Below are 24,316 nucleotides of genomic sequence, written 5' to 3'. Positions count from 1 at the left end.
ACACGCCGACGTAACTTAACGATCGTTCTACACAGGCAGAAGGGGCCGCTGTGCGCCGTACGCTGTTCAACGAGGACCACGAGGCGTTCCGCCGGATGCTGCGGGACTTCATCGCCAAGGAAGTCACCCCCGTCCACCAGGAGTGGGAAGAGCAGGGTCACCCGCCGCGCGACTTCTACCGCCGCCTAGGTGAGCTGGGGGTGCTCGGCATCCAGGTGCCCGAGGAGTTCGGCGGCGCGGGCGAGGCCAGCCTGAAGTTCGCGGCGGTGGCCGTCGAGGAGACCACCCGCGCCGGAGTCACTTTCGGCAACTACTCGGTGCACGCCAACCTGATCCTGCCGTACCTGCTGCGGTACGCCACGCAGGAGCAGAAGGGGCGCTGGCTGCCCGGCTTCGCCTCCGGCGACCTCATGACGGCGATCGCCATGACCGAACCCGGCACCGGCTCCGACCTCGCCAACATCCAGACCAGGGCCGAACTCTCCGCCGACGGCACGCACTACGTCCTCAACGGCGCCAAGACGTTCATCACCGGCGGCGCCCTCGCCGACCTGGTCCTCGTCGTCGCGCGCACCACGCCCTACGATCCCGAGGACCGCCGCGGCGGACTCTCGATCCTCGTCGTGGAGTCCGCGAGCGAGGGCTTCACTGTCGGCCGCAAGCTCCAGAAGATCGGCCTCAAGGCCTCCGACACCGCCGAACTCGCCTTCGTGGACGTCAAGGTGCCGGCCGAGAACCTGCTCGGCGAGGAGGGCAAGGGCTTCTCCTACCTGTCCCACAACCTCGCCCAGGAACGCCTGATGATCGCTCTGGGCGGCTCGGGGACGGCCGCGGCGGCGCTGCGCTTCGCCACCGACTACGTGAAGGAACGCACGGTCTTCGGCAAGCCGGTCGCCCACTTCCAGAACACCAAGTTCGTGCTCGCCGAGTGCGCCACCGAGGTCGAGGCCGCCCAGCTGATGGCCGACCGGGCGCTCGAGCTGCACGACGACGGCGAGCTGTCCGTCTCCGACGCCGCGAAGGCGAAGCTGTTCTGCACCGAGGTCGCGGGCCGCGTCATCGACAAGTGCCTGCAACTGCACGGCGGTTACGGCTACGTCACCGAGTACCCGATCGCCCGCCTGTACGCCGACACCCGCGTCTCACGCATCTACGGCGGCACCAACGAGGTCATGAAGACCATCATCGCCAAGTCGCTCGGCCTCTGACCCTCCCCGACCGACCCCGACCGATCCTGACCACCCCTACGAACAAGGGACTTGCCATGCAACTCGACGCCCAGTCCTCCGCCCTCGTCACCGGCGGCGCCTCCGGCCTCGGCCGCGCCACCGCCGAGCGGCTCGCCGCCACGGGCGCCAAGGTCGTCATCTTCGACCTGCCCACCTCCGACGGCACCAACGTAGCCAAGGAGCTCGGCGCCACCTTCGTGGCCGGAGATGTCACCAACGAGGCGGACGCCACCGCCGCCGTCGAGGCCGCCGTCACGCTCGCCCCGCTGCGCGTCACCGTCAACTGCGCGGGCATCGGCTCCGCCGGGCGCACCGTCGGCAAGGAAGGCCCGTACGTCCTCGACACCTTCCGCAAGGTCGTCGAGATCAACCTGATCGGCACCTTCAACGTCATCCGCCTCGCCGCGCAGGCCATGACCGGCAACGAACCGGCCGACGGCGAGCGCGGTGTCATCGTCAACACCGCCTCCGTGGCAGCGTTCGACGGGCAGATCGGCCAGTGCGCGTACTCGGCGTCCAAGGGCGGCATCGTCGGCATGACACTGCCGATCGCCCGCGACCTGGCGCGCATGAACATCCGCGTGATGACCATCGCGCCCGGCCTGTTCGAGACCCCGTTGCTCGGCCGGCTTCCGCAGGAGGCCAAGGACTCGCTCGGCGCGCAGGTCCCGCACCCGGCCCGCCTCGGGCAGCCCGCCGAGTACGCGCACATGGTCGATTCGATCGTCACCAACCCGATGCTCAACGGCGAGACCATCCGCCTCGACGGCGCGATCCGCATGGCCCCGAAGTAGACCGCACGCCAACCCCCGTACCTCACCAAGGAGTTCCCGCATGCGTGACGCAGTCATCGTCGATGCCCTACGGACCCCCGTCGGCAAGGGCAAGCCGGGCGGCACGCTCTCCGACATCCACCCCGTCGACCTCTCCGCCCACGTCCTGAAGGCCCTCGCCGAGCGCAACGGCCTCGACCCGGCCACCGTCGACGACGTCATCTGGGGCTGCGTGTCCCAGGTCGGCGAACAGGCGGGCGGCGTCGGCCGGTTCGCGGTGCTCGCCGCCGGCTGGCCGGAGTCCGTGCCGGGCCTGACCATCGACCGCCAGTGCGGCTCCTCGCAGCAGTCCGTCCACCAGGCCGCCGCCGGGGTCATCGCCGGACAGTACGACATCGCGATCGCGGGCGGCGTCGAGTCCATGTCCCGCGTCCCGATGGGTTCCACGCGCGCGGGCGGCCAGATCGGCAAGCCGTTCGGCCCGCTCGTCGGCGAGCGCTACGACCACGTCGTGTTCAACCAGGGCGTCGGCGCCGAGATGATCGCCGAGGAGTTCGGACTCACCCGCGCCGAACTCGACCAGCACGCCGCCGACTCGCACGAGAAGGCCGCCCGCGCCATCGACGAGGGCCGCTTCAAGAACCAGATCACCCCGGTCACCCTCGCCGACGGCACACTCTTCGACACCGACGAGGGGGTCCGGCGCGGCACCACGGTCGAGAAGCTGGCCGGGCTGAAGACACCGTTCAAGGAGGACGGTGTCATCTCGGCGGGCAACGCCTCGCAGATCTCCGACGGCGCCGCCGCGCTGCTCGTCACCACCTCCGAGGTGGCCGCGCGCAACGGCTGGACACCGCTGGCCCGCTTCCACACCGGCACCGTCACCGGCGTCGACCCCATCACCATGCTCAAGGGCCCGATTCCGGCCACGGCCAAGGTACTTGAGCGTTCGGGCCTGCGGCTCGACGAGATCGGCACGTACGAGATCAACGAGGCCTTCGCCTCCGTCTCCCTCGGCTGGCAGCGCCGGACCGGCGCCGACTACGCGCGCCTCAACCCCAACGGCGGCGCCATGGCCCTCGGCCACCCCCTCGGCGGCTCCGGCGCCCGCCTCATGACCACGCTGGTGCACCACATGAAGGACAACGGCATCCGCTACGGCCTGCAGGCGATGTGCGAGGGCGGCGGCATGGCGAACGCGACGGTGCTGGAACTGCTCTGACGGGGGAGGATCCACACCATGACCGACCACACCGGCCCCGCGTCCGAGCCTGCCGCCGCCCGTCCGCCGCTTCCGCCCTTCACGCGCGAGACAGCCGTGCAGAAGGTGCGGCTCGCTGAGGACGCCTGGAACACCCGTGACCCGCAGCGCGTCGCGCTCGCGTACACGCCCGACAGCCAGTGGCGCAATCGCGCCGAATTCCCCTCCGGGCGCGCCGACATCGTCGCGTTCCTCACCCGCAAGTGGGACCAGGAGCTCGACTACCGGCTGATCAAGGAGCTGTGGGCGTTCGACGGCGACCGCATCGCGGTCCGCTTCGCGTACGAGTGCCACGACGACGCGGGCAACTGGAAGCGCGTGTACGGCAACGAGAACTGGGAGTTCGACGAGAACGGTCTGATGAGCAGGCGCCACGCCTCCATCAACGACCTGCCCATCACTGAGGTGGAGCGTAAGTTCCACTGGCCGCCCGGCCGCCGCCCCGACGGCCACCCGGGCCTCAGCGAGCTGGGCCTGTAGCGACGCTGCGGCTGCGCCCCCGGAACTCGGCGATCACGGACTCCCCGCGCGTCACCCGCACGTCGTACAGGCCGCTGCGGCCGAAGCGGGTGACCTCGCGGGCGGTGGCCACCAGCACGTCGCCCTCGTAGGCGGGGGCGACAAAGGTGACGTCGGCTCCGGAGGCGACGGTGACGGGTCCTTCGCTGTTGCAGGCGCAGGCGAAGGCCGTGTCGGCGAGAAGGAAGACGTAGCCGCCGTGCGCGATGTCGTGCCCGTTGACCATGGACGGTGTCACCTTCATCCGGAGTTCGGCGTGTCCCGCGCCGTGCTCCAGGAGTTCGATGCCGAGGAGCTGGGAGGCCAGGTCCGCGGCGAACATGCGCTCAGCGGGGCCCGGTTCGGCGGAATCCGTCACTCCGGCATCATCCTCTCCGGCCGGTCCTGCCGACCGACCATTCGGTGTGCGTGGTGGGGTCAAGCAATCAAGACGGGGCGAGGGCTGTCAAGGGTGTGCGAGCCACCCATCCCACCCGCGACGGGTTCCGGCCGGGGCGGACATGGCAGGCTTGGCCCACGTAAGTGAGTCATGTACCCCGAAGCCGAGGAGCGCGACGTGGAATGGCGTGAGTTTGCCCTGAATATGGCGTCCATGGCGCGCGAGCTCCTGGCCCAGGAGTCTGTGGACGCGACGCTGAACAAGATCACCGCATGGGCCGTCGACCAGCTCGAGGGCTGCGACGCGGCGGGCATCCTCGTGCTGCGCAAGGGTGAGGTCGACACGCTGGTCGCCACCGATCAGCTCGTCGTCGAAAGCGACCGGCTCCAGGGCCGCGTTCGCGAGGGCCCGTGCTTCGACGCGGCCCGCACCGGGCACCCCGTGTTCCGCATCAAGGACCTGTCGACCGAGACGACCCGCTGGCGCTCGTACGCCCCCCGCGCCCATGATCTCGGCATCGGCAGCATGATGGGCTTCCTGCTCTACACCGACGGCGAGGTCGACGGCGACCTCGGCGCCCTCAACCTCTACTCCGCCAAGCCGGGAGCGTTCACGGAGGCCAGCGAGACCGCCGGCTGGCTCCTCGCCTCGCACGCCGCCGTGGCCTTCTCCAGCGCCCGCGACCACGCCTCCCTGCACCGCGCCGTGGAGACCCGCCACGTCATCGGCGAGGCCATGGGCATCCTGATGGCCGGCCAGAACCTGACCGAAGCGGAGGCATTCGCCACGCTGCGCCGCTACTCGCAGGAGAAGAACATCAAGCTCCGTGACGTGGCCCGTCAGGTGAGCGAACGGGGCGGCCTGTGACCTTCCAGGGCGCGCCCCGCCGGCCGCCCGCTCAGTGCTGGATCGCCTTGACCTCCAGGAACTCCTCGAGGCCCAGGCTGCCGTACTCGCGGCCGATGCCGGACTGCTTGTAGCCGCCGAAGGGGGCGTTCGGGTTGAACTGGCCGTCGTTGACCTGTACTTGACCCGAGCGGATGCGGCGCGCGAAGGCGCGGGCGCGGTCCGGGTCCGCCGACCAGACTCCGCCGGCGAGTCCGTACGGGGTGTCGTTGGCGATGCGGGCGGCGTCGTCCTCGTCGTCGTACGGCTCGATGGACAGGACCGGGCCGAAGATCTCCTCCCTGTGGATCACCATGTCGGTGGTGACGTCGGAGAACACGGTCGGCTTGACGTAGTAGCCCGCATCCAGGCCGGGGAGCGGGTCGCTGCCGCCGGTGACCAGCCGAGCGCCTTCGGCGACGCCGCGGTCGATGTAGCCGCGTACGCGCTCCAGTTGAGTCGCGGAGACAAGCGGGCCGAGCACGGTCTTGTCGTCGCCAGGGGCGCCGACCGGGATCGATTCGACGATCGTACGGGCCAGTTCCTCGGCCTCCGTGAGGCGTTCGCGCGGCACCAGGAGGCGGGTGAGGGCGGAGCACGTCTGACCGGAGTTGATCATCGCGGCCTGTACGGCCTGTGGGATGGCGGCCCCGAAGTCTGTGTCGGGCAGCAAAACGTTGGGGCTCTTGCCGCCGAGTTCCAGGGCCACCTTCTTGACGGTGTCGGCCGCGAGCTGCGCCACGCGCTTGCCCGCGCGGGTCGAGCCGGTGAAGGAGACCACGTCGATGTCCGGGTGCGCGGCGATCGCTTCGCCGACGACCGGGCCCGTGCCGGAGACCAGGTTGAAGACGCCCGGAGGCAGGCCCGCCGCGTCGACGATCTCGGCAAGCACCCAGGCGTTCAGCGGCGCGACCTCGCTGGGCTTGACGACGACGGTGTTGCCCGCGGCGAGCGCGTACGCGACCTTCGCGGCGATCTGGTGCAGCGGATAGTTCCACGGGGTGATCGCGCCGACGACGCCGTACGGCTCACGCACGATCGTCGTGCTGCCCTCCTCCCGCTCGAACGCGAACGTGCGGGCGACCGCCGCGGCCTGCGCGAAACTGTTGACCGGCAGCGGCACCTGGATCGCCTTGGCGAAGGACAGCGGCGCGCCCATCTCCGAGGAGATCAGCGCGGCCAACTCGTCGGCGCGCGCCATCAGACCGCCCGCGATCTCCTCCAGATACTTCGCCCGCTGCTCGACCGGCGTGGCCCACCACCCGGGGAACGCCTCGCGGGCCGCCGCGACCGCACGGTCCACGTCGGCGGGCACACCGTCCGGGACGGCGCCGATGACCTCTTCGGTGCTGGAGCTGATGACGTCGATGGTGCCGGTGCCGGCCGAGGCGGTCGGGCGGCCGCCGATGTAGAGCTTGCTGGTGTCGGGCATCTGCGGGTTCCCTCGGGGTGGTGAACGGTACGTGGATGGGGAGCGGGCGGGCCGACTTCGGCCTGCCCGTATCGGTCCTGTGGTGGCTCAGTAGTCGGCGTCGGTATAGCGGACCACGCCGCGCAGGTTCTTGCCGTCCCGCATGTCCTGGTAGCCCTGGTTGATCTCCTCCAGGCGGTAGGTGCGCGTGGTGAGTTCGTCCAGCTTGAGCAGCCCGGCGCGGTACTGCTCAAGGAGGCGGGGGATCTGGGTGCGCGGGCTGATGCCGCCGAAGATGGCGCCCTGGATCCGCTTCTGCATCAGCGCCAGGTCGAACAGGCCGACCTTGGCGTCGATCTGCGTCATGTCCGCGATGGCCGTCACGATCACCTGGCCGCCCTTGGCGGTCATGGCGAGCGCCGGGGCCAGCTGGTCGCCCTGGAGTTCGCCGACGGTCAGGATGACGGTGTGGGCCTGCGCGCCCCAGGTCAGCTCGGCGACGGGACCCGCGGCCTCCTCCATCGAGGCGAAGGTGTGCGTGGCGCCGAACTCCCGTGCCTTGTCCCGCTTGAACTCGACCGGGTCCACCGCGATCACGAACCGCGCCCCGGCCGCCGCCGCACCCTGCACCGCGTTGATGCCGACGCCGCCGACACCGACGATCACGACCGTGTCGCCGGGCCGGGTGTCGCCGATGGAGACGGCGGAGCCCCAGCCCGTGGAGACGCCGCAGCCAAGGAGCGCCGCCGTCTCCAGCGGCACATCCTTCTCGATCTTGATGACGGAGGACTGGCTGACGGTGACGTACGGGGCGAACGTGCCCAGCAGGCACATCGGCGTGACCGGGTCCCCGCCCGCCGTGCGCGTGCGGTACGTGTTGTCGGCGATGGACTGCCCGGTGAGCAGGTTGGCGCCCTGGTCGCACAGGTTCTGCAGGCCCTGCGAACAGGGGCGGCACACACCGCAGGCCGGGATGAAGCCGAGGACCGCGTGGTCGCCCACCTCGACGCCGGAGACACCGGGGCCGACCTTCGTCACGACGCCCGCGCCCTCGTGACCACCGAGGAGCGGATAGGTGGCGGCAAGGTTCGCCCCGCCCCGGAAGTGTTCGTCGGAGTGGCACAAACCCGAAGCAGCCAGGCGCAGTTGCACCTCGCCCGCGACCGGGTCGCCGACCTCGATCGGCTCGACCGTCCAGTCCTCGCCGGGCTTGTGGAGCAGGGCTCCCTTGGTCTGCATGCGCATTCTCCTTGCCTCGGCACCATTGCCGCGCCCGACCGCGTCCTCGTCACCAAACCGGACGGTCGGACAGGGCCGGACACACTTGCCTCAAGTTATGGCGGCACGCCCGACCGCCTCCATGACCAAAGCGGACAACGCCGGGACAGATTCGGACACGCAGCCGGGTTGTGGCCGCCGGGAGCCCGTGCTGTCATGAACTCCCCTGACGGATAGGGGCGTTGGCAGCGTGACGGCGGGAAACGGAGGGCCGGTCATGACCGTGTCGGTGGACACGGCTGCCGCGCAGCCGAAGGTCATCGCCGAGGGCTTCACCGACTGGGACTTCCCGCGCGCCGCCTCGGGCGTCGTCCTGCTCCTCGACTTCGCCGCGGAACGCGGCCTGGGCGCGGCCGGCTGCCTCGCCGGCTCGGGCATCGACACGGCCGCGCTGCGTGATCCGCACCATCTCGTCGAGGCCTCGCAGGAGATCGCCGTCGTCCGCAACCTCCTGCACGCGCTCGGCGACCGCCCGGGGCTCGGCATCGAGGTCGGCGCCCGCTACCACGTCACCACGTTCGGCCTGTTCGGCTACGCGCTGCTCAGCGCCCCGACGATGCGCGAGGTGTTCCGGTACGGGCTGCGGTACTCGGCGCTGACCTTCGGCTTCGCCCGGCACAGCGCCGTGGTGGACGCGGCGGGCGACGTCCAGCACCGGATGGACGGCGGCCGGATCCCCGCCGACGTCCGGCGCTTCCTCGTCGAACGGGACTGCGCCGCCAACATCGTCCTCGGCCGCCAGGTGTTCGCGGGCGGCCCGCCCGTCCCGCTGCGCCGCGTCGACCTCGCCTTCCCCGGGCCGCCGGGCGCCGCGCCGCCCACGGTGCTCGACGCGCCGGTCCGCTACGGCGCCGGGACGACGGCCCTCGTCTACGACAGCGGCATCCTCGACAGTCCGCTGCCGCACGGCAATCCGCACACCGCGCAGATCTGCCAGGAGCTGTGCGAGCGCCTCGTGGCACAGCGGGCGAGCGGCAGCGGCGCGGCCCGCACGGTGCGCAGACACCTGCTGGCGGGCGGCGGACCCGACCCCGGCATCGAGCACATCGCCCGCCGCATGAACGTCACCTCGCGCACCCTGCGCCGCAAACTCGCCGCCGAGGGCACCACCTACCGGCGGCTGCTCGACGACGTACGGCTCACCCTCGTACAGGACGGGCTGCGGCACGAGCGGCTGTCCGCCGCCGAGCTGGCACACCGGCTCGGCTACTCGGAGCCGTCGAGCTTCATGCGGGCCTTCCGCCGCTGGACGGCCGCGGACTCCGGCCGCTCCGACGGGAGTTGAGACCCGCGCGTCCGCCCTGAACGAACGATCAATTCATTGCGTCGCATGTCTTGCTGCCGCCTCGCGGGGTGACTTAGAAAGAGTCCACGGCCACCGGCGTTCACGTCCATGCGAAAGGCGTCCCGTGTATCCAGGTGCCCATGCCCAGACCGATCCGCAGCGCCCCGCCGTCGTCATGGCGTCGACCGGCGAACAGCTGACATACGGGGAGCTGGACGAACGCTCCATCCGGCTCGCCCACGTGTTCCGGGAGGCGGACCTGCGCCGCGGCGACGCGGTCGCTCTGCTCACCGACAACTCGATCCACGCGTACGAGGTGTACTGGGCGGCCGTCCGCTCCGGCTTCTACATCACCCTCGTCAACCATCACCTCTCCGCGCCCGAGATCGCGTACATCGTGGGCGACTCGGGAGCCGCGGCCCTGGTGGTGTCGGGCGCCCTGGCCGACCTCGCCCGGGACGTCGCCGGGCAGGTCCCCGCTTCCGTCCGCGTACGGCTCGCCTACGGCGGCGCCGTCGAAGGCTACGACGACTACGCGACCGCCCTCGCCGGGGCATCCGCCGAACCGCCCGCCGACCAGCCGCGCGGCGCCGACCTGCTCTACTCCTCCGGAACCACGGGCCGCCCCAAGGGCATCCGCCCCGAACTCCCGGACCGCCAGGTCGGCGAGCCCGGCGACACGCTCGTCGAACTCCTGCGCCTGTTCTACGGCTTCGACCAGGACGCGAGGTACCTGTCGCCCGCGCCCGTCTACCACGCCGCGCCGCTGCGCTACGGCGCCTCCGTGCACGCGCTCGGCGGCACGGTCGTCATGATGGAGCGCTTCGACCCCGAGGACGCGCTGCGCGCCATCGAGCGCTACCGGATCACGCACAGCCAATGGGTGCCGACCCACTTCATCCGTCTGCTGCGGCTTCCCGAAAAGACCCGCACCGCCTACGACCTCTCCAGCCACAAGGTCGTCGTGCACGCCGCCGCGCCGTGCCCGCCGGACGTCAAGCGCGCGATGATCGACTGGTGGGGCCCGAAGCTGTACGAGTACTACTCCGCGACCGAGGGCATCGGCATGACGCTGATCACCTCCGAGGAGTGGCTCACGAAACCGGGCTCGGTCGGCCGGCCCATCCTCGGACAGCCGCGCATCTGCGACGACGAGGGGCACGTGCTGCCCGCGGGGGAGACCGGCACCGTCTACTTCGCTCGGGAGGGCGACGGCAGCTTCGAGTACCTGGGCGACCCCGACAAGACCAAGGGCGCGCAGCACCCGCAGCACGCGGACTGGGTGACCCTCGGCGACGTGGGCCACCTCGACGAGGACGGCTATCTCTTCCTCACCGACCGCAGAAGCTTCATGATCATCTCGGGTGGGGTGAACATCTACCCGCAGGAGATCGAGAACGTCCTCGCGCTCCACCCCGACCTCACCGATGTCGCGGTGATCGGCGTCCCCGACCCGGTGATGGGCGAGGCGGTCAAGGCCGTGGCACAGCCCGCCCCCGGCGTGACACCGGACCCCGACCTGGAGGAGCGCCTGATCGCGTACGTACGGGAACGGATCGCCCACTACAAGGCGCCCCGCAGCGTGGACTTCGTCGACGAGCTGCCACGCACCCCAACAGGCAAGCTGGTCAAGGGAAAACTCAAGGCGCGGTACTCATGAGCACGGGTGTCGAGCCCGCGGTCGGCGAGTGGCTGGCCGCGCACGTCCCCGGCCTCGTGCCACCGCTCACCTTCGACCTCGTCTCCGGCGGCCGATCCAACCTCACCTACCGGGTCACCGACGCCATCGGCACCGTACGGGCGCTGCGCAGGCCGCCGACCGGCGGCGTGCTCAGCACCGCGCACGACATGAGCCGCGAGTGGCGCTTCCAGACCGCTCTCGCGCCGACCGCGGTACCGGTGCCCGAACCGCTCGCCTACTGCGCGGACGCCTCGGTGACCGGCGCGGAGTTCTACGTCATGGACTTCGTCGACGGCACAGTGGGCGCGGACCGGGACGCCGTGGAGGACTGGCCGCAAGACGCCCGGCGCCGGGCGGGCACGAGCCTCGTCGAGGTCCTCGCCGACCTGCACCGGATCGACCCGCTCGCGGCCGGCCTCGGCGACATGGCCCGCCCCCGCGGCTACGTGGAACGCCAACTGCACCGCTGGCAAAGGCAGGTGCACCGCTCCGGCGCACCCGACCTGGAGCTCCTCGACACGGTGCACGACGCGCTGCTCGCCCGGGTGCCGGAGCAGCGCTCGGGCATCGTGCACGGTGACTTCCGGCCCGGCAACCTGTCCTTCGGTCCCGACGGCACGGTGGTCGCCGTCTTCGACTGGGAACTGGCCACGCTGGGCGACCCGTTGGCGGACCTCGGCTGGCTCGTCTCCACGTGGGAGCAGCCGGGCGACACGGTGCCGCCTACGACGGACGGGCCGAGTGCGGCGCCCGGCTTCTGCGACCGGGCCGAACTCGTCGACGCCTACGCCAAGTTGTCGGGGCTCGATGTGTCGGACCTGCCGTACTACGTGGCGTTCTCACGGTGGCGTTCGGCGTGCATCGGATCCGGGGTGGCGGCCCGGTTCGCGGCCGGGGTGATGGGCGAGAACGAGCTTCCGGTCGGGGAGTTGCGGCGGCAGGTGTTGCGGCAGAGCGAGGCCGCGCACGAGGCGGTGCGCGACCTCGACGGCCGGTAGGTCACCGCTCCGGTGCCGCGCTCACCGCACGTCCTCCGGGCGGCCGGGCCAGGACGGCAGGGTGTCCTCGTGGTCGGCGAGCATCGCAGGGAACTTCGCGGGCCGCTTCTCCAGGAACGACATGACGCCCTCGGCGGCATCGGGCCCCTGGCCGAGTCGCTGCATGGCCGCCGAGTCGAGACGGTGCGCGTCCCAGGGGGAGGACGCGCCGAGCATCGACCACATCAGCCGGCGTGAGTGCGCGACCGAGACGGCCGAGGTGTTCTCGGCGATCTCCGCAGCCAACGCGTAGGCGGTGGTGAGGAGTTCGGCGTCGGGGACGACGCGTGAGACGAGGCGCCCGGCAAGGGCTTCCGCCGAGTCGAAGACGCGGCCCGTCGCCACCCACTCCATCGCCTGCGAGATCCCCACGACCCGCGGCAGGAACCAGCTCGACGCCGCCTCCGGCACCAAGCCACGCCGTGCGAACACGAAGCCGAAGCGGGCCGACTCTGCGGCGATGCGGATGTCGGCGGGCAGCGTCATCGTCGAACCGACGCCCACTGCCGGGCCGTTGACCGCCACGACGACCGGCTTGACGCTTTCGGCGATGCGCAGCGCCACACACCCGCCGCCGTCACGCGGCACGCCGTCGATGGTGCCGAAGTCCGTGCGCCCGCCGGCGCGCCCGGCGGCGTCGTGGTCGAACGTGGCCGCGCCGCCCGCCAGGTCCGCGCCCGCGCAGAAGCCACGCCCCGACCCGGTCAGGACCACGGCCCGCACGTCGTCGTCGGCGTCGGTCAGGTCGAAGGCGGTGATGAGTTCGGCGGCCATGGTGTGCGTGAAGGCGTTCAGGCGCTCGGGCCGGTGCAGGGTGATGGTGGCGATGTGGTCGGCGACCTGGAACCGGATCTCCGTGAAGTCGGGCTCGGTGCCGGTCGCGGTGGCGGCCTGGTGGGTGTCTGTCATGCGTGGGTCCTCAAGCTCTCTGTGCGTGTACGGGTATGTGTGCTCACCCGGCCGTCTGTGCCGCGTACGCCGGGTTGGCGACCGTCAGCTTGTCCAGGACGCCCCCGCGTACGGCGTCGACCACCGCCGCGTCGTCCGCCGCCACGGCGCCGTCGCGGATCGCCTCGGCGAGGGCGCGATCGTCGGCGAGGCCGTGCGCGGACAGGCGGCGGGCGTGCGCCTCGGCCTGGGCGGGCGCGAGCAGGGCCTCGCGGCGGGCGATGGCGACCGCGTTGCCCGCCACCTTCGACAGGAAGCGCAGTCGGGGATCGCCCGCCGTTTCCTCGGTGAGGAAGGTCTGGACGGAGCGCAGCAGTGCGTCGGCGCCGGGCCGGTCGTGCGGGGGAGCGGCGGCGGTCCCGTCGCGGCCGGTGAGGACGTCGGGTACGGGGGCGGGTTCGGTGACGCCGAGCGCGAGCAGCACGTCGTACTCCTGTTCGCAGACCTTGCGCCCCAACACGGCCCACTCCACGGCCTGTTCGGCGCCGGACAGGAACCGCTCCGCCTGTATGCGGCACAGCACTGCCCAGCGGAGCGTGCCGTACAGCTCCCACCAGTGGAGTTCGGCCTCGCTCGGGCGGGTCCCGGCGATCTCGGCGTACCCGGCGAGCAGCTCCTCGCGCGGTCCGAAGCCGCCCACCGGCTCGGCGGAGCCGAACCGCCAGGCCTTCACGCACAGCCAGCCGAGATCCTCGACGGGGTCGCCGAGATGGGTGAGCTCCCAGTCGAGGACGGCGCGTACGCCGGTCTCGTCGACCATCAGGTTGCCGTTGCGGAAGTCCCCGTGCACGACGCAGGTGGGGCGGGCGTTCGGTGGGCGGTGGTCGGCCAGCCAACGCAGGCCGAGTTCGACCGCCGGACGCGGGTCGTCGAACTGGCCGTAGAGGTCGGTGAGTTGGTTCAGCGGGTCGACCTCGGGCAGATCGGGGACGGACGTGGCCGGGATCGTGTGGATGCGCGCGAGGATCCGGCCTAGCTCCCGCACCAGCTTCGGTCGCACGGCCGCGAACCGGGCGTCCCGCAGCAGGCGGCGCGGGATCGTCTCGCCCTCGACGCGCTCCATGACCAGGTAGGCGCGACCGAGCCCCGTGCCATGGTCGACGAGGCGGGGCACGGGTACCCCCGCCTCCGCCGCGGCGGTCAGCACCGCGGCCTCGCGCGCCATCACCTCGGGACTCGGCTTGACCGGCGGGTCGCAGCGCAGGATCAGAGGGTGCGAGGCGCCGTCGGCCACCGTGGCATCGAGGGAGAAGGTGTCCCGGCTGGCGCCACCGGACAGGCGCCGCCAGCCCTCCACGGACACGGGTTCGCCCCACAAATCGGCCAGCCTGGCCCGCAGTCCCTCCTCCAACCGTTCACTCACGCGGGCAGCCCCGCCCACGGCGCCCTGCTCACATCGGCGAGCAGCTTGCGCGCGACGACCATGCGGTGCACCTCGTCGGGACCGTCGTAGATGCGCGCGTAGCGGGCCCGCCGGTACATGGCCTCCAGCGGTGTGTCGGCGGTGACACCGAGCGCACCGTGCACCTGGATGGCACGGTCGACGACGTTGTGCAGCACCTGGGCGCCCCAGAACTTGACCATGCTGATCTCCAGGCGGGCCTGCCCGTCCTGGTCGTAGCGGCGTGCCGCGTCCAGGGTCATCAGCCGGGCCGCCTGGATCTCGGCGGCCGACTCGGCGACGTAACGCCGGATCTCGCCCTTCTCGGCGAGCAACGAGCCGTGCGCGTAACGAGTGTTGGCGCGCGCGACCATCAACTCGAAGGCGCGCTGGGCCTGTCCCAGCCAGCGCATGCAGTGGAAGATGCGGCCGGGCCCGAGCCGGCGCTGCGCGATGGTGAACCCCTCGCCGCGCTCGCCGAGGAGATGGTCGGCGGGCACCCGCACATCCGTCAGGCGCAGCTCGCAGTGGTCACCCTCGGTGTCACCCATCGTCTCCAGAACGCGGGAGATCTCCAGGCCCGGTGTACCGGCCGGCACGATGATCGCGGAGACCGTGCCGTGCGGGCTCGCGGCGTCCTCGTCGGTGCGCGCGAAGACCGTGGTGAAGGCGGCCCGGCTGGCCCCGGTGGTGAACCACTTGTGGCCGTTGATCACCCACTCGTCGCCGTCGAGCACGGCGGTCGTCGCGATCCGGGTGGGATCGGACCCGGCCACCTCCGGTTCGGTGAGGCCGACGCTAGGACTGAGCTCGGCGTTGGCGAGTGGCCCCAGCCAGCGCTCGCGCTGCGCCCGCGAGGCGTACAGGTCGAGCATGATCGAGTCCTGCATGGTGTACGTGCCGACGGCCAGTTGCCCGTACTCGGAGCGCCCGATGATCTCGTTGAGGAGCGCGAAGTCGTACAACGGCAGTCCCTTGCCGCCGAGTTCGACCGGGTGGCCGAGAATCCACAGATCCAGCTTCTTCGCCCGCTCCTGCAAGGTGGCGAGCGTGGCGCGGGCCTCGGGGGTGCGGCCGCCGAGGGCCTTCTCGGCGGGGATCACCTCGTCGTTGATGAAGGCGGCCATGCGGGAGCGCAGTTCCGTCAGGTCTTCATGTGTCCGGTCAGGCATGCGGATCCGTCCAGTCGGAGGGCGGGAGCGGGGGCGGGTGCCTCCCATCAGCCGGGAAGAGGGAGGGGATGTGCCGTCAGTCGCGGGCGGCCTCGCGCAGCCGCACCTTGAGCACCTTCCCGGCGGCGTTGCGCGGGAGTGCCTCGATGACGGCGACCGAGGTCGGCTTCTTGTACGAGGCGAGCCGCTCGCGGCAGTGCTCGGTGATGTCCGCCTCGGTGGGCGGGTCGGCCGGATCCCTCGGCACGACGTACGCGCGCGGGGTCTCCACCCACTCGGGGTGCGGCACGCCCACGACGGCCACCTCGGCGACCTTCGGGTGCCGGTCGATGACGGACTCGACCTCCGCCGAGTAGATGTTCTCGCCGCCCGAGATGATCATGTCCTTCTTGCGGTCGACTACGTAGATGTAGCCCTCGTCGTCCATCCGGCACAGGTCGCCGGAGTGGAACCAACCCCCTTCGAAGGCCTCGGCGGTGGCCTCCGGGTTGTTCCAGTAGCCCAGCATGAGGTTGCCGCCACGGTAGACGATCTCGCCGACCTCGCCCACGGGCACGTCCCGCATCTCCTCGTCGACGATCCGCGCGTCCACGTGGCGCACGGGCTTGCCGACGGAGCCGAGCTTGCGCACCGCGTCCTCGCCGCCGAGGTAGCAGGTGACCGAAGCCATCTCGGTCTGGCCGAAGGCGCTGCGGATCACGACGCCGGGGAAGGTCTCGTTCATCGCCTCAAGGACGGACGGCGGGGCGACGGACGCACCCCAACTCAGGCTGTTCAGCACGAGTTTGCGGTCCCGGATGCCCGGCACCTCGCAGATCGCCTTCCACTGGCTCGGCACGAGGAAGCAGCCGGTGATCCGCTCCCGCTCCAGCAGGTCGACCGTCTCGGCGGCGTCGAAGCCGACGGTGGCGCCGATGACCGTGCAGGTGCCGTAGAGCATGGAAGCGACGACCGAGTCGACGCCCGCGATGTGGAACATCGGGATGTTGAGCAGGCTCCGGTCGGTGGGCTGCGGTGCCTGCACCTCCACCATGTGCAGGGTGTTCACGATCAGGTTGAGGTGGCTGAGCACGGCGCCCTTGGAACGTCCCGTGGTTCCCGAGGTGTACATCAGGAACGCCGGATCGTTCTCGTCGACGTCGGCCTCGACGGGCCCGTCGTCGTACGCGTCGCGCACCGCGGTGAGGCTCTCCGTGCCGTCCGGCGCGCTGTCCTCGCCGTCCCCGAGGTGCAGCACGCGGCAGTCGTCGGAGCCCGCCAGGCGCCTCGCTTCAAGGCCGAGTTCGGTCAGCTGCTCGTCGACCACGAACACGGTCGGCGTGCAGTCGACGAGGACGTGGGCCACTTCGGCGGGCACCAGGCGGAAGTTGATCGGCACGGCGATCGCGCCGAGCCGCAGCGCGGCGAACCACACCTCCACCGTCTCCATCCGGTTGGTGGTGAGCGCTGCGACCCGATCGCCTCGCCCGACGCCACGCGCCGCGTAGGCGCGCGCGAGGCGGTTCACCCGCGCGTCGAGGGCGGCGTAGACGATCTCCCGGCCGCGGTGGCGCAAGGCGGGGGCGGTGGGCGTTCTCCGCGCCTGGCGCGCCAGTTGGTGGGCGAGGGAGAGGCGGCGACCGGCGTTGAGCGAAGTCGTGAAACCTGAGGAGTCGGTTGCGTCGGCTGCATGAGTTGCGGCACTTGCGTCACGTGTGTCGGGCACGAAGGACACGCGGTCTCCCGTCGACGGCTGCCGGACGGCCCGGGTCACCCCGCCGCGACGGCCTGTGCGGGGGCCCGATCCAGGACTGATCGAACGTTAAGAGGCCCACGGCCCCCCGACAACCCCCATGGCGCGAAAGGTGGTTGTTCCGGCCAGGTGGGCCGACGTCGCGGGGGTGGGTGCTGAGCGGTCGTTAAGGCGCCGAGGGGGACGTCGACGTACGCCGGAGGACCAGGAGTGTCGCGTCGTCGGACCGGTGCGGGCCGTCGAGCTCGCCGACGAGGCACTCCGCGTACTCCTGGAGCGCTTCGTGCCCCGCACCGGGAGCGGCGCCGTCCAGGCACCGCTGCGCCGCGTCGAGGAAGCGGCGCGTGTCGAGGTCGGGGTCGCTGTCGCGGCGCTCGGTCAGCCCGTCGGAGTACATCAGGACGATGTCGCCCACGCGCAGGTGCGCCCCCGCCGCCGTGTACGGCGTACCCGGCAGGACACCCAGCGGAAGGCCGGGGCCGCCCTCGGGGTCCGGCAGTTGGCAGGCCGTACCGTCGCGGACGAGGACCGGGCGCGGATGGCCCGCGCAGGTCCAGCGCAGCAGGGCCCGCTCCGGGTGGTAGCTGGCGATGATCGCGGTCGCGGTGGACTCGACGCCGTCGGCGCAGGCCAACTCGTTGAGCCACTGCGTGAGTTGTTCGACGCGCTGCTCGGTGTAGGCGAGGCCCGCCAGCGCGTAGCGGAGTTTCGCCATGAGGGTGACCGCGGCCAGACCGTGCCCACGGGCGTCGCCGAGCGCGACGAGCAGGCGACCGCCGGGGAGCGTGCGCGCCTTGTACCAGTCGCCGCCGACCCCGGCCTCCCGGGCGTCGGGCCGGTACACGGCGGTGGCCTCGAGGCCGGAGGCGGCCGGTTCGCCCTGGAAATGCGGGAGGATCGCCTCGCGCAGCACGCCTGCGACCTCGGCGACGGCCTCGGCGCGCTCGCGCTGGCGCCGCGCCTCGCGTTCCGCACGCTCGGCGCTCGCGCGGCGGCGCCGCTCGGCGGTCACGTCGGTGAGCACGGCCCGCAGCGCCCACACCAGGCTGCCGGGGGCGATGCTCACGGGCTCGGAGGTCATCCGGATCACGCGGGAACCGGCTCCGTTCAGGCGCAGCTCACAGACGCCCGTGCGTTTGCGCAGGATGACGTCGTAGAGCGTCCGGTACAGGTCGGGCAGGCTGTCCGGAGCCACGGCCGCCGCCAGGCCGGACAGCGTGGGGACGGCCGCCTGACTGCCGAGGCCCAGCACCCGCCGGAATCCGCGCGAGGGGTCGACGCCGCCGTCACCCAGGTTCCACTCCGCCCAGCAGGTCCGCACCAGCTGCTGGGCGGCGGCCGCCATGTGTACGCGGTGGCCGCGGTCCCAGGTGATCAGCAGGTGCTGCTCTCCGCACGGGGCGACCCGGACCTGATCATTGACCCGGACCGGCCCGCGCGACGTGCTCACGACCCATTCGATCAATGTGGGCCCTTGCGGGGAACGCTCGTTCAGGGCATCGGCCAGCATGCCGGGCAGCGCAGTCCCGGCCAGGGAGGGGAACCGCTCGAACAGCGACAAGGGGCCCTGCCACCGTGGGAGACCCCCATGGGGGAGGCGGTCGGCGGCGTAGGTGCGGGCCGCCGCGTTCTGGGCGACGTAGAGGGCGTCTCGGATGCGGCCTTCGCCGTCCCGGAGCGGGGCCACCAGAAGCGTCGGCACGGGCATGGCGTCGAGGACCTCGCGGTCGGAGGGGGAGGGCGGCAGGGGGGTGGACGAGACGGGGGCGGTCGACGCGACCGTGTCGTGCTCATGGCCGTGGCCCTGGTCCCGATCCCGGTCGTGCTCCTGCTCCTGCTCCTGCTCCTGGTCCTGCGCATGTTCCTGATACGACTCCGCGTACTTCCTGATCCGTCGTCGCTGGGCCCGCAGGAGTTCCCGGATGGACTGGAGCGCCAGGTGTGTGCGGGCGTCGGGCACCGGTGAGGTGGCGTCCATACGGGGGAGTGCCTCCTGTGCGCGACGGGGTCGGTGCCCCTCAGCCTCCGTGCCGTCGCCCGGGCGGGCCAGTCTGCCTACGCCATGCGCGCTCACCGCGCGCGGTTCAGGACGGCGCCCGCCCTGCCCCGAAGTCGAAGTCCTCCACGAAGTAGCTGTCGTGCCGGACGCGGAACTCCTTGAGCTCCTCGGGGCTGCGCTGCGACATCTCCGCGACCCGCTCGAAGTAGTCCTCGCGCGGAGCGCCGGGGGCGAAGAGCATGAGCATGGACACGGGGTCGTCGGTCACGTTCTTGAAGGCGTGCAGACCGCCGGCCGGTACGTACAGGAAGTCGCCCTCCCGGCCCGTCACCCACTTGTCGCCGTCATAGAGCTCGAGTTCGCCGGACAGGACATAGAACGACTCCGACATCGCCCGGTGGAAGTGGGTCTTCGCGCCCGCGGACCGCGGGCCCAACACGCCCTTGTAGAGCCCGAATTCGCCGCCGGTCGACTCCTGGGTGGCGAGGTAGCCGGTGGATCCGCCGGGTGAGGAGACCTCCGGCGGGGTGTCGGCCGGGCGGAAGGACGCGCTCACCTCTCCCTTGTCGCCGTGGTAGCGGGGCTCCGGGTACTGCATGTTCGGGAAGTACGACATGGTGTGCTCCTTGTCGGCAGGTCCGATCCACCGCAAGGTTGCCCGCTCCGGCCGCGCACTGCATCGGCCCCGTGAACGATGGCCGCGGACTTCCGGACGAGGCCCGAAGACCTAGGTCAAAGGGTCAGTACGACACCGAGCGATGATTTCGGGCATCGGACGGGGTCTGCCCTGGTATGACCACTGTCAACGCCAATGACATCACCCTGGGTATCGAGTCGTTCGGGGCCGACGACGCGCCACTCGTCCTGCTCGTGGGCGGCACGACGATGCTGTCCTGGCCCGACGCGCTGTGCGAACGCCTCGCCGCGGGCGGGCGCCGTGCGGTGCGCTACGACCTGCGCGACAGCGGCGAGTCCACGACCGGGGACCCGGAAGCGCCCGCCTACACGCTGCGTGACCTGGCAGCCGACGCGGCGGCCCCGCGCACCTCGCGGGGATCGGTGTCGGCGGAATGGTCGCGCAGGTCGGCGCGCTCGACCATCCGGAAGCGTTCTCGGCGCTCACCCTGGTAGGCACCCGCGCGGTCGCGCCCGGACCGGTCGACGACGACCTCCCCGATCACGACCAGGCGACGATGGGCCGGATGTTCTCCAGTCCGATGCCCGACTGGGCCGACCGGGAGGCGGTCGCGGAGTTCGCCGCCGCAGGAGCGGAGGTCCTCGGCAATGACCCCGCCGCCGCGCGCGCAGTAGCCGCGCGTGTCTGGGACCGCACGCCCGGCACCGCGCCCCAGGTCCAGATGGCCAACCAGTTGGGCATGGTGTTCTCCCGGCTCGACTGCACACCCCGCTGGCGCGAGCGCCTGCCGGAGATCAAGGTGCCCACGCTCGTCGTCCACGGCCGCTGCGACCCGTTCTTCCCTGTGGGCAACGGTGAGGCGATCGCGCGCGAGATTCCCGGGGCACGGCTACTCGTCCTCGATGAGGCCGCCACCGCGATCCGCGACGCGGACGTCGGTGCGGTCGGCGAGGCGATGCTCGCCCTGCACCAGGCACCGGCAAAGTGGTCATGAACAGGGCGATGTCGCTGGACGGGTTCACGGCCCGACTCTTCCCACCGCACGGCACCGCACCGCCACCGCGCCATTGCACAAGTAAGAAGGAGCAACCATGCAGTACCGCAAGCTCGGCGATTCGGACCTCCGGGTGTCGGAGATCTCGCTCGGATCCTGGCTCACCTTCGCCGGTGGGATCGAGGCCGACAAGACCCGTGCCTGCACGGAGGCGGCGTTCGACGCGGGCATCAACTTCTTCGACACCGCCAACGTCTACGGGCAGGGCGCCGCGGAGACGGCCTGGGGCGAGATCCTCTCCGGCCACCCCCGCGACTCGTACATCCTGGCAACCAAGGTGTGGGGCCGGATGTCCGACGACCCGGCCGACCAGGGGCTGTCCCCGGCGCAGATCGCCAAGCAGATCGACGCCTCCCTCACCCGCCTGAAGACCGACTACGTCGACCTCTACCAGGCGCACCGTTTCGACCCCGACGTTCCGATCGAGGACACGATCGAGGCATTGCAGAAGGTCGTCGAACAGGGCAAGGCGCGCCACCTCGGCTTCAGTGAGTGGACCCCCGAGCAGATCCAGGCCGCGATCGACATCGCGGGACCCGACCTGTTCGTCTCCTCTCAGCCGCAGTACTCCATGCTCTGGCAGGCCCCCGAGACCGAGGTCCTCGGCCTGTGCGCCGGCAACGGCATCTCCCAGATCGTCTGGTCGCCGCTCGCCCAAGGCGTGCTGACCGGCAAGTACAAGCCCGGACAGCCCGTCCCCGAGGGCAGCAGGTTCGCCTCCGCGGACATGGCCGTCTCGCAGGACCTCGTCTACAGCGACGCCATCCTCGAAGCCGTCCAGCGGCTCGTCCCGATCGCGGAGGACGCCGGGATCAGCATGCCCACCCTGGCCCTGGCCTGGGTCCTGCGCCGCGGCGAGGTCGCGTCCGCCATCACCGGCGCCTCCCGCCCGGAACAGGTCCACGCAAACGCCGCGGCCTCCGGCGTGGACCTGTCCGCCGACCTGCTGGTCGCCGTCGACGAGGCCCTCGGCGACGCGCCCGTCACCCGGCCGACCCTCGCCCCCAACGCCCGGCCCGGCATCAAGCACCGCTGACCCGGCAGCGCGGGCACGCCCCAACGCCACGGTCCTTGCGTCCCCCCGTAGCGAGCCGCTCCTCCGCGTACGCGACCTCCCCGCCCGACCACCGTCGCCCACGACCCCCACGGCCTGGATGCGTTCGGGCGCGACGCGTGGGTCGTCGTCGAGGACCGCGAAGTCGGCGAGCATGCCGCGACGCAGGGCGCCCCACGGTGCTCCTCGCGGACGGCGTGCGCTGAGCCCACCGTGTGGGCGTACAGGGCCTGTTCGACGGTGACCGCGTCGTGCGGGGCGATGGGGTCGCCCAGGGCGGTGCGCCGACACCTCGATCGGTGCACAAGCCTTGGCAGTTGCGCCTGGTTGTCGAGTGTGTGAGGTCGGCACTCGGCAGGAGCGCGGGTCCGCCGTCAGTCGGAGCCCGACGGGTCCGCCACGTCGAGGGTCACGCTCGTCAGCGGGCAGCCGACACACGCGAGCACGTACCCCGCTGCCCGCTGCTCCGCTGTGAGACTCGTGGTTTCGGGCTGCGTGACCTTCCCGCTGAGCAGGCGCACCAGGCACTCGCCGCAGTTGCCGATCGTGCAGGAGTACGGCATCCACAGTCCTGCGGCGAGGCCCGCGTCCAGCAGGGTCTGGCCGGGCTCGACCACGGCGGTGCCCACGAGGTCGCCATCGTGCTCGATGGTCAACTCCTGTGGTGTCGTGGCTTCCGCTGGGGCGACGGCTGCGGCACCCGTGAACCGCTCTCGGTGCATGCGCTCGTCCGGTACGCCGAGGTTCTGCAACACGTCGCGGACGGTGTCCATCAGCGGTTCGGGTCCGCAGACGTAGTGGTGGGTGTCCTTGTCCGGGGGCAGGGCGATGACCCATCGGCACACGCTGTCGGCGTCGAGGCGGCCGTCCCGGTGGCTCAGCACGTGGGTGACCGTCAGCCGGTCGGGGTGTTCCCGCTCCATGCGGGCCAACTCCGCCGCGAAGACGACATCTTCGGAGGTGCGGCTGCTGTACAGGAGGGCGATGCGGGCGTCGGCCTCTGGGGCGGACAGGTGGGCGCGCAGCATGCTCATCATGGGGGTGATGCCGCTTCCCGCCGCGATGAGGGCGAGCTGTCCGGCGGGCCGTTCCGGAGTGTGGAAGGTGCCGGAGGGTCCGCGCAGGGCGAGGCGGTCCCCGGTGCGTAGAGCGCGGTGTACGTGGGTGGAGACCCGGCCGCCCTCGACCTGTTTGACGGTGATCTCCAGGCGCGTGCTGCCGGGAGCCGAGGAGGCCGAGTAGGCGCGCCGCACCGGAGTGCCCTCCATGTCCGTGACGAGGGTGAAGTACTGGCCGGGACGGAAGTCGAACGGCTTCCGGTCCTCGGCCGCGTCCTCCAGTACGAGGGTGCGGACACTCGGCGTCTCTTCACGGACCTCGGCGATGCGCACCTGCCGCAGCGGGCTCTCGGGTGTCCCGGCCTCCGGTGCGCCGTCGCCGTGCCCGGCACCCATGGGGGAGCGGACGCCGTCGTAGCCCTCCTTGCGCAGACCGGCGACGTAGGCGCGGTCGATCGCCTTGCGGAGCAGCCGGTTGACGCCGGGGAGGGAGGTGACGAGCCCGACCAGGCGTGCGGACGTGCGGCCGGAGTTGGCGGAGAGGTGGGCGCTGCCCACGGCCATCATGTCGAGCGCCGGGCCGCGACCGCGCCGTCCCTCCGGGGCCCACAGGCGCGCCGCCGCCACGGCCTCGCTGGTCCCGACCTCGGCGTGCTCGACGTCGATGAGGAGCGCCAGATGGGGCGGCGCCCCGCGCAGTGCCATCGTCTCGAGCAGAGCGGGATCGTCCGTGATCGCGGCGCGTCCGCGCAGGTGCAGCACGCCGCTGCGGCCGGGCACGAGCGCGGCGAGGGAGAGCCGGTCGTCCTCCAGCAGGTTGTGCAGGGAGTCGGCGCGCTTGTTGCCCTTGCGGTCGGCGAGGACGAGCGTACGGCCGTCCAGGGTGCGGGCCACCGCCGACCGGTCCCCGCGCGGACTGGTGTCGCTGCCTCCACGGGTGTCCCAGGTGGACAGGGCGAGGAAGGGGGAGGCCGCCAGGAAGTCGGCCACGCCGGGACTGCTCAACGGGCCCTCCCCGGACACCGGTGCGGCCACCGCGGCGCCGGAGGGCGGCTCCCACAGGCCGGAGCGGATGACCGCCTGCGCGCAGTGCACATAGGCCTGAGCGACGCTCACGGTCGTCTCCGCGCCCCTGCCGGCCGTCGCCGTGCCGTTGACGCGCAGCACTTCCCCCACGCCCGGCAGCAGGAAGTACAGCGAGACCGGGCCGCGCGAGACACGCGGTCCAGGGACGGCGAAGGAGATCCGGGCCGAGGAGTGGACGCGCGTGAACCCGGGCGTGCCACCGACGAAGGTGGTCCGGGCGGCGCCGTCGGCGTCCCGGTAGCCGAAGGCGGCGATCGGGCTGTGGGCGAGGACGGCGCGGCAGCCCTCGTCCAGGGCGCCGATCTCCTTGCGCAGGATCATCGCGGCGGGCCGGCCGATGACGGCCTCGACCTCTTCGGCGGAGGTGAGGCGATGCGTGGGGTGCGGTGGAGGGACGTCGCCGGTTCGGGGGCGCTCGGTGGGGTTCACGGCCGGGGCCCGGTTGCGCTGATGTTCT

General features: G+C 71.4%; 21 protein-coding genes. 11 read left to right on the top strand and 10 right to left on the bottom strand.

Annotated features, from left to right (window positions below):
* Positions 1–50 precede the first annotated feature (50 nt).
* From ABT004_RS01585 to ABT004_RS01570, 4 genes are read left to right on the top strand one after another with little or no spacing between them, the layout of a single operon-like run.
* Positions 51–1,208, top strand: a complete 1,158-nt coding sequence (locus ABT004_RS01585) for an acyl-CoA dehydrogenase family protein (RefSeq protein ID WP_351330721.1) — start codon at positions 51–53, stop codon at positions 1,206–1,208.
* 56 nt (positions 1,209–1,264) lie between these two features.
* Entirely contained in the window at positions 1,265–2,023 is a 759-nt protein-coding gene (locus tag ABT004_RS01580) for a 3-hydroxyacyl-CoA dehydrogenase (RefSeq protein WP_351330719.1), read from the top strand.
* 40 nt (positions 2,024–2,063) lie between these two features.
* Positions 2,064–3,224 (top strand): thiolase family protein, encoded by a 1,161-nt coding sequence (locus ABT004_RS01575; protein WP_351330717.1) that lies wholly within the window; start codon positions 2,064–2,066, stop codon positions 3,222–3,224.
* Between the two features lie 18 nt (positions 3,225–3,242).
* A complete protein-coding gene (locus ABT004_RS01570; protein ID WP_351330716.1) occupies positions 3,243–3,743 on the top strand; it encodes a nuclear transport factor 2 family protein in 501 nt (166 codons plus the stop codon).
* On the opposite strand, the gene paaI is transcribed toward ABT004_RS01570, so the two are convergent.
* Positions 3,724–4,104, bottom strand: coding sequence for a hydroxyphenylacetyl-CoA thioesterase PaaI (gene paaI / locus ABT004_RS01565; RefSeq protein WP_351330957.1), 381 nt, complete (start codon positions 4,102–4,104; stop codon positions 3,724–3,726). The two genes, ABT004_RS01570 and paaI, sit on opposite strands and share 20 nt — an antisense overlap.
* 261 nt (positions 4,105–4,365) lie before the next feature.
* On the opposite strand from paaI, the gene ABT004_RS01560 reads away from it, so the two are divergent.
* Positions 4,366–5,028 (top strand): GAF and ANTAR domain-containing protein, encoded by a 663-nt coding sequence (locus ABT004_RS01560; RefSeq protein ID WP_351330956.1) that lies wholly within the window; start codon positions 4,366–4,368, stop codon positions 5,026–5,028.
* Between the two features lie 31 nt (positions 5,029–5,059).
* Here ABT004_RS01560 and ABT004_RS01555 read toward each other — a convergent pair whose 3' ends face one another.
* Both ABT004_RS01555 and ABT004_RS01550 read right to left on the bottom strand, forming a co-directional pair.
* On the bottom strand, positions 5,060–6,478 hold the full coding sequence (locus ABT004_RS01555) for an aldehyde dehydrogenase family protein (RefSeq protein ID WP_351330715.1): 1,419 nt from the start codon (positions 6,476–6,478) through the stop codon (positions 5,060–5,062).
* A gap of 87 nt (positions 6,479–6,565) precedes the next feature.
* A complete protein-coding gene (locus tag ABT004_RS01550) occupies positions 6,566–7,696 on the bottom strand; it encodes an NDMA-dependent alcohol dehydrogenase (RefSeq protein ID WP_351330714.1) in 1,131 nt (376 codons plus the stop codon).
* A gap of 256 nt (positions 7,697–7,952) precedes the next feature.
* Between ABT004_RS01550 and ABT004_RS01545 the strand changes: the two genes are divergently transcribed.
* The 3 genes from ABT004_RS01545 (at position 7,953) to ABT004_RS01535 (ending at position 11,699) form a co-directional block, all read left to right on the top strand.
* Complete coding sequence (locus ABT004_RS01545; protein ID WP_351330712.1) at positions 7,953–9,020, top strand: AraC family transcriptional regulator; 1,068 nt, start codon at positions 7,953–7,955, stop codon at positions 9,018–9,020.
* A 124-nt stretch (positions 9,021–9,144) separates the two neighbouring features.
* A complete protein-coding gene (locus ABT004_RS01540; protein ID WP_351330710.1) occupies positions 9,145–10,680 on the top strand; it encodes an acyl-CoA synthetase in 1,536 nt (511 codons plus the stop codon).
* Positions 10,677–11,699, top strand: coding sequence for a phosphotransferase family protein (locus ABT004_RS01535; protein ID WP_351330709.1), 1,023 nt, complete (start codon positions 10,677–10,679; stop codon positions 11,697–11,699). Before ABT004_RS01540 ends, ABT004_RS01535 begins: the two co-directional genes overlap by 4 nt.
* A 21-nt stretch (positions 11,700–11,720) precedes the next feature.
* Here the strand turns inward: ABT004_RS01535 and ABT004_RS01530 are convergent, their stop codons facing one another.
* From ABT004_RS01530 to ABT004_RS01505, 6 genes are all read right to left on the bottom strand, one after another.
* Entirely contained in the window at positions 11,721–12,647 is a 927-nt protein-coding gene (locus ABT004_RS01530) for an enoyl-CoA hydratase-related protein (protein ID WP_351330707.1), read from the bottom strand.
* Between the two features lie 43 nt (positions 12,648–12,690).
* Positions 12,691–14,049, bottom strand: coding sequence for a phosphotransferase family protein (locus ABT004_RS01525; protein WP_351330705.1), 1,359 nt, complete (start codon positions 14,047–14,049; stop codon positions 12,691–12,693).
* Entirely contained in the window at positions 14,046–15,239 is a 1,194-nt protein-coding gene (locus ABT004_RS01520; RefSeq protein ID WP_351330703.1) for an acyl-CoA dehydrogenase family protein, read from the bottom strand. Before ABT004_RS01520 ends, ABT004_RS01525 begins: the two co-directional genes overlap by 4 nt.
* 76 nt (positions 15,240–15,315) lie before the next feature.
* Positions 15,316–16,944, bottom strand: a complete 1,629-nt coding sequence (locus tag ABT004_RS01515) for an AMP-binding protein (protein WP_351330701.1) — start codon at positions 16,942–16,944, stop codon at positions 15,316–15,318.
* A gap of 193 nt (positions 16,945–17,137) precedes the next feature.
* A complete protein-coding gene (locus ABT004_RS01510) occupies positions 17,138–18,949 on the bottom strand; it encodes a PP2C family protein-serine/threonine phosphatase (RefSeq protein ID WP_351330699.1) in 1,812 nt (603 codons plus the stop codon).
* A 106-nt stretch (positions 18,950–19,055) separates the two neighbouring features.
* Entirely contained in the window at positions 19,056–19,586 is a 531-nt protein-coding gene (locus ABT004_RS01505) for a cupin domain-containing protein (RefSeq protein WP_351330698.1), read from the bottom strand.
* A gap of 176 nt (positions 19,587–19,762) precedes the next feature.
* Here ABT004_RS01505 and ABT004_RS36350 point away from each other — a divergent pair, with 176 nt between their 5' ends.
* The 3 genes from ABT004_RS36350 to ABT004_RS01495 all read left to right on the top strand — a co-directional run bounded on the left by ABT004_RS36350 (position 19,763) and on the right by ABT004_RS01495 (position 21,697).
* Complete coding sequence (locus tag ABT004_RS36350; protein WP_451187198.1) at positions 19,763–20,101, top strand: alpha/beta fold hydrolase; 339 nt, start codon at positions 19,763–19,765, stop codon at positions 20,099–20,101.
* Positions 20,041–20,601 (top strand): alpha/beta hydrolase, encoded by a 561-nt coding sequence (locus ABT004_RS01500; protein ID WP_451187199.1) that lies wholly within the window; start codon positions 20,041–20,043, stop codon positions 20,599–20,601. Before ABT004_RS36350 ends, ABT004_RS01500 begins: the two co-directional genes overlap by 61 nt.
* A gap of 97 nt (positions 20,602–20,698) precedes the next feature.
* The gene (locus ABT004_RS01495; protein WP_351330697.1) at positions 20,699–21,697 is read left to right on the top strand and encodes an aldo/keto reductase family protein; all 999 of its coding nucleotides are present in this window, start codon (positions 20,699–20,701) and stop codon (positions 21,695–21,697) included.
* Between the two features lie 392 nt (positions 21,698–22,089).
* On the opposite strand, the gene ABT004_RS01490 is transcribed toward ABT004_RS01495, so the two are convergent.
* Positions 22,090–24,288 carry a 2Fe-2S iron-sulfur cluster-binding protein gene (locus ABT004_RS01490; RefSeq protein ID WP_351330695.1) on the bottom strand — a complete coding sequence of 733 codons (2,199 nt, stop codon included), beginning with the start codon at positions 24,286–24,288 and terminating at the stop codon, positions 22,090–22,092.
* Between the last annotated feature and the right edge of the window lie 28 nt (positions 24,289–24,316).

It is taken from the genome of Streptomyces sp. NPDC002790, assembly GCF_040295505.1.
Classification (GTDB): Bacteria; Actinomycetota; Actinomycetes; order Streptomycetales; family Streptomycetaceae; genus Streptomyces.
This window is presented reverse-complemented; position numbering and strand designations above follow the sequence as displayed.

Excerpts from the sequence above, each read along its gene's own strand:
- ABT004_RS01560 (WP_351330956.1), top strand. The coding sequence starts at position 4,366 with ATGGCGTCCATGGCGCGCGAGCTCCTGGCCCAGGAGTCTGTGGACGCG.
- ABT004_RS01570 (WP_351330716.1), top strand. The coding sequence starts at position 3,243 with ATGACCGACCACACCGGCCCCGCGTCCGAGCCTGCCGCCGCCCGTCCG.
- ABT004_RS01580 (WP_351330719.1), top strand. The coding sequence starts at position 1,265 with ATGCAACTCGACGCCCAGTCCTCCGCCCTCGTCACCGGCGGCGCCTCC.
- ABT004_RS01575 (WP_351330717.1), top strand. The coding sequence starts at position 2,064 with ATGCGTGACGCAGTCATCGTCGATGCCCTACGGACCCCCGTCGGCAAG.
- ABT004_RS01535 (WP_351330709.1), top strand. The coding sequence starts at position 10,677 with ATGAGCACGGGTGTCGAGCCCGCGGTCGGCGAGTGGCTGGCCGCGCAC.
- ABT004_RS01555 (WP_351330715.1), bottom strand. The coding sequence starts at position 6,478 with ATGCCCGACACCAGCAAGCTCTACATCGGCGGCCGCCCGACCGCCTCG.
- ABT004_RS36350 (WP_451187198.1), top strand. The coding sequence starts at position 19,763 with ATGACCACTGTCAACGCCAATGACATCACCCTGGGTATCGAGTCGTTC.
- ABT004_RS01530 (WP_351330707.1), bottom strand. The coding sequence starts at position 12,647 with ATGACAGACACCCACCAGGCCGCCACCGCGACCGGCACCGAGCCCGAC.
- ABT004_RS01510 (WP_351330699.1), bottom strand. The coding sequence starts at position 18,949 with ATGGACGCCACCTCACCGGTGCCCGACGCCCGCACACACCTGGCGCTC.
- ABT004_RS01505 (WP_351330698.1), bottom strand. The coding sequence starts at position 19,586 with ATGTCGTACTTCCCGAACATGCAGTACCCGGAGCCCCGCTACCACGGC.
- ABT004_RS01495 (WP_351330697.1), top strand. The coding sequence starts at position 20,699 with ATGCAGTACCGCAAGCTCGGCGATTCGGACCTCCGGGTGTCGGAGATC.
- ABT004_RS01500 (WP_451187199.1), top strand. The coding sequence starts at position 20,041 with ATGGTCGCGCAGGTCGGCGCGCTCGACCATCCGGAAGCGTTCTCGGCG.
- ABT004_RS01545 (WP_351330712.1), top strand. The coding sequence starts at position 7,953 with ATGACCGTGTCGGTGGACACGGCTGCCGCGCAGCCGAAGGTCATCGCC.
- ABT004_RS01550 (WP_351330714.1), bottom strand. The coding sequence starts at position 7,696 with ATGCAGACCAAGGGAGCCCTGCTCCACAAGCCCGGCGAGGACTGGACG.
- paaI (WP_351330957.1), bottom strand. The coding sequence starts at position 4,104 with ATGTTCGCCGCGGACCTGGCCTCCCAGCTCCTCGGCATCGAACTCCTG.
- ABT004_RS01520 (WP_351330703.1), bottom strand. The coding sequence starts at position 15,239 with ATGCCTGACCGGACACATGAAGACCTGACGGAACTGCGCTCCCGCATG.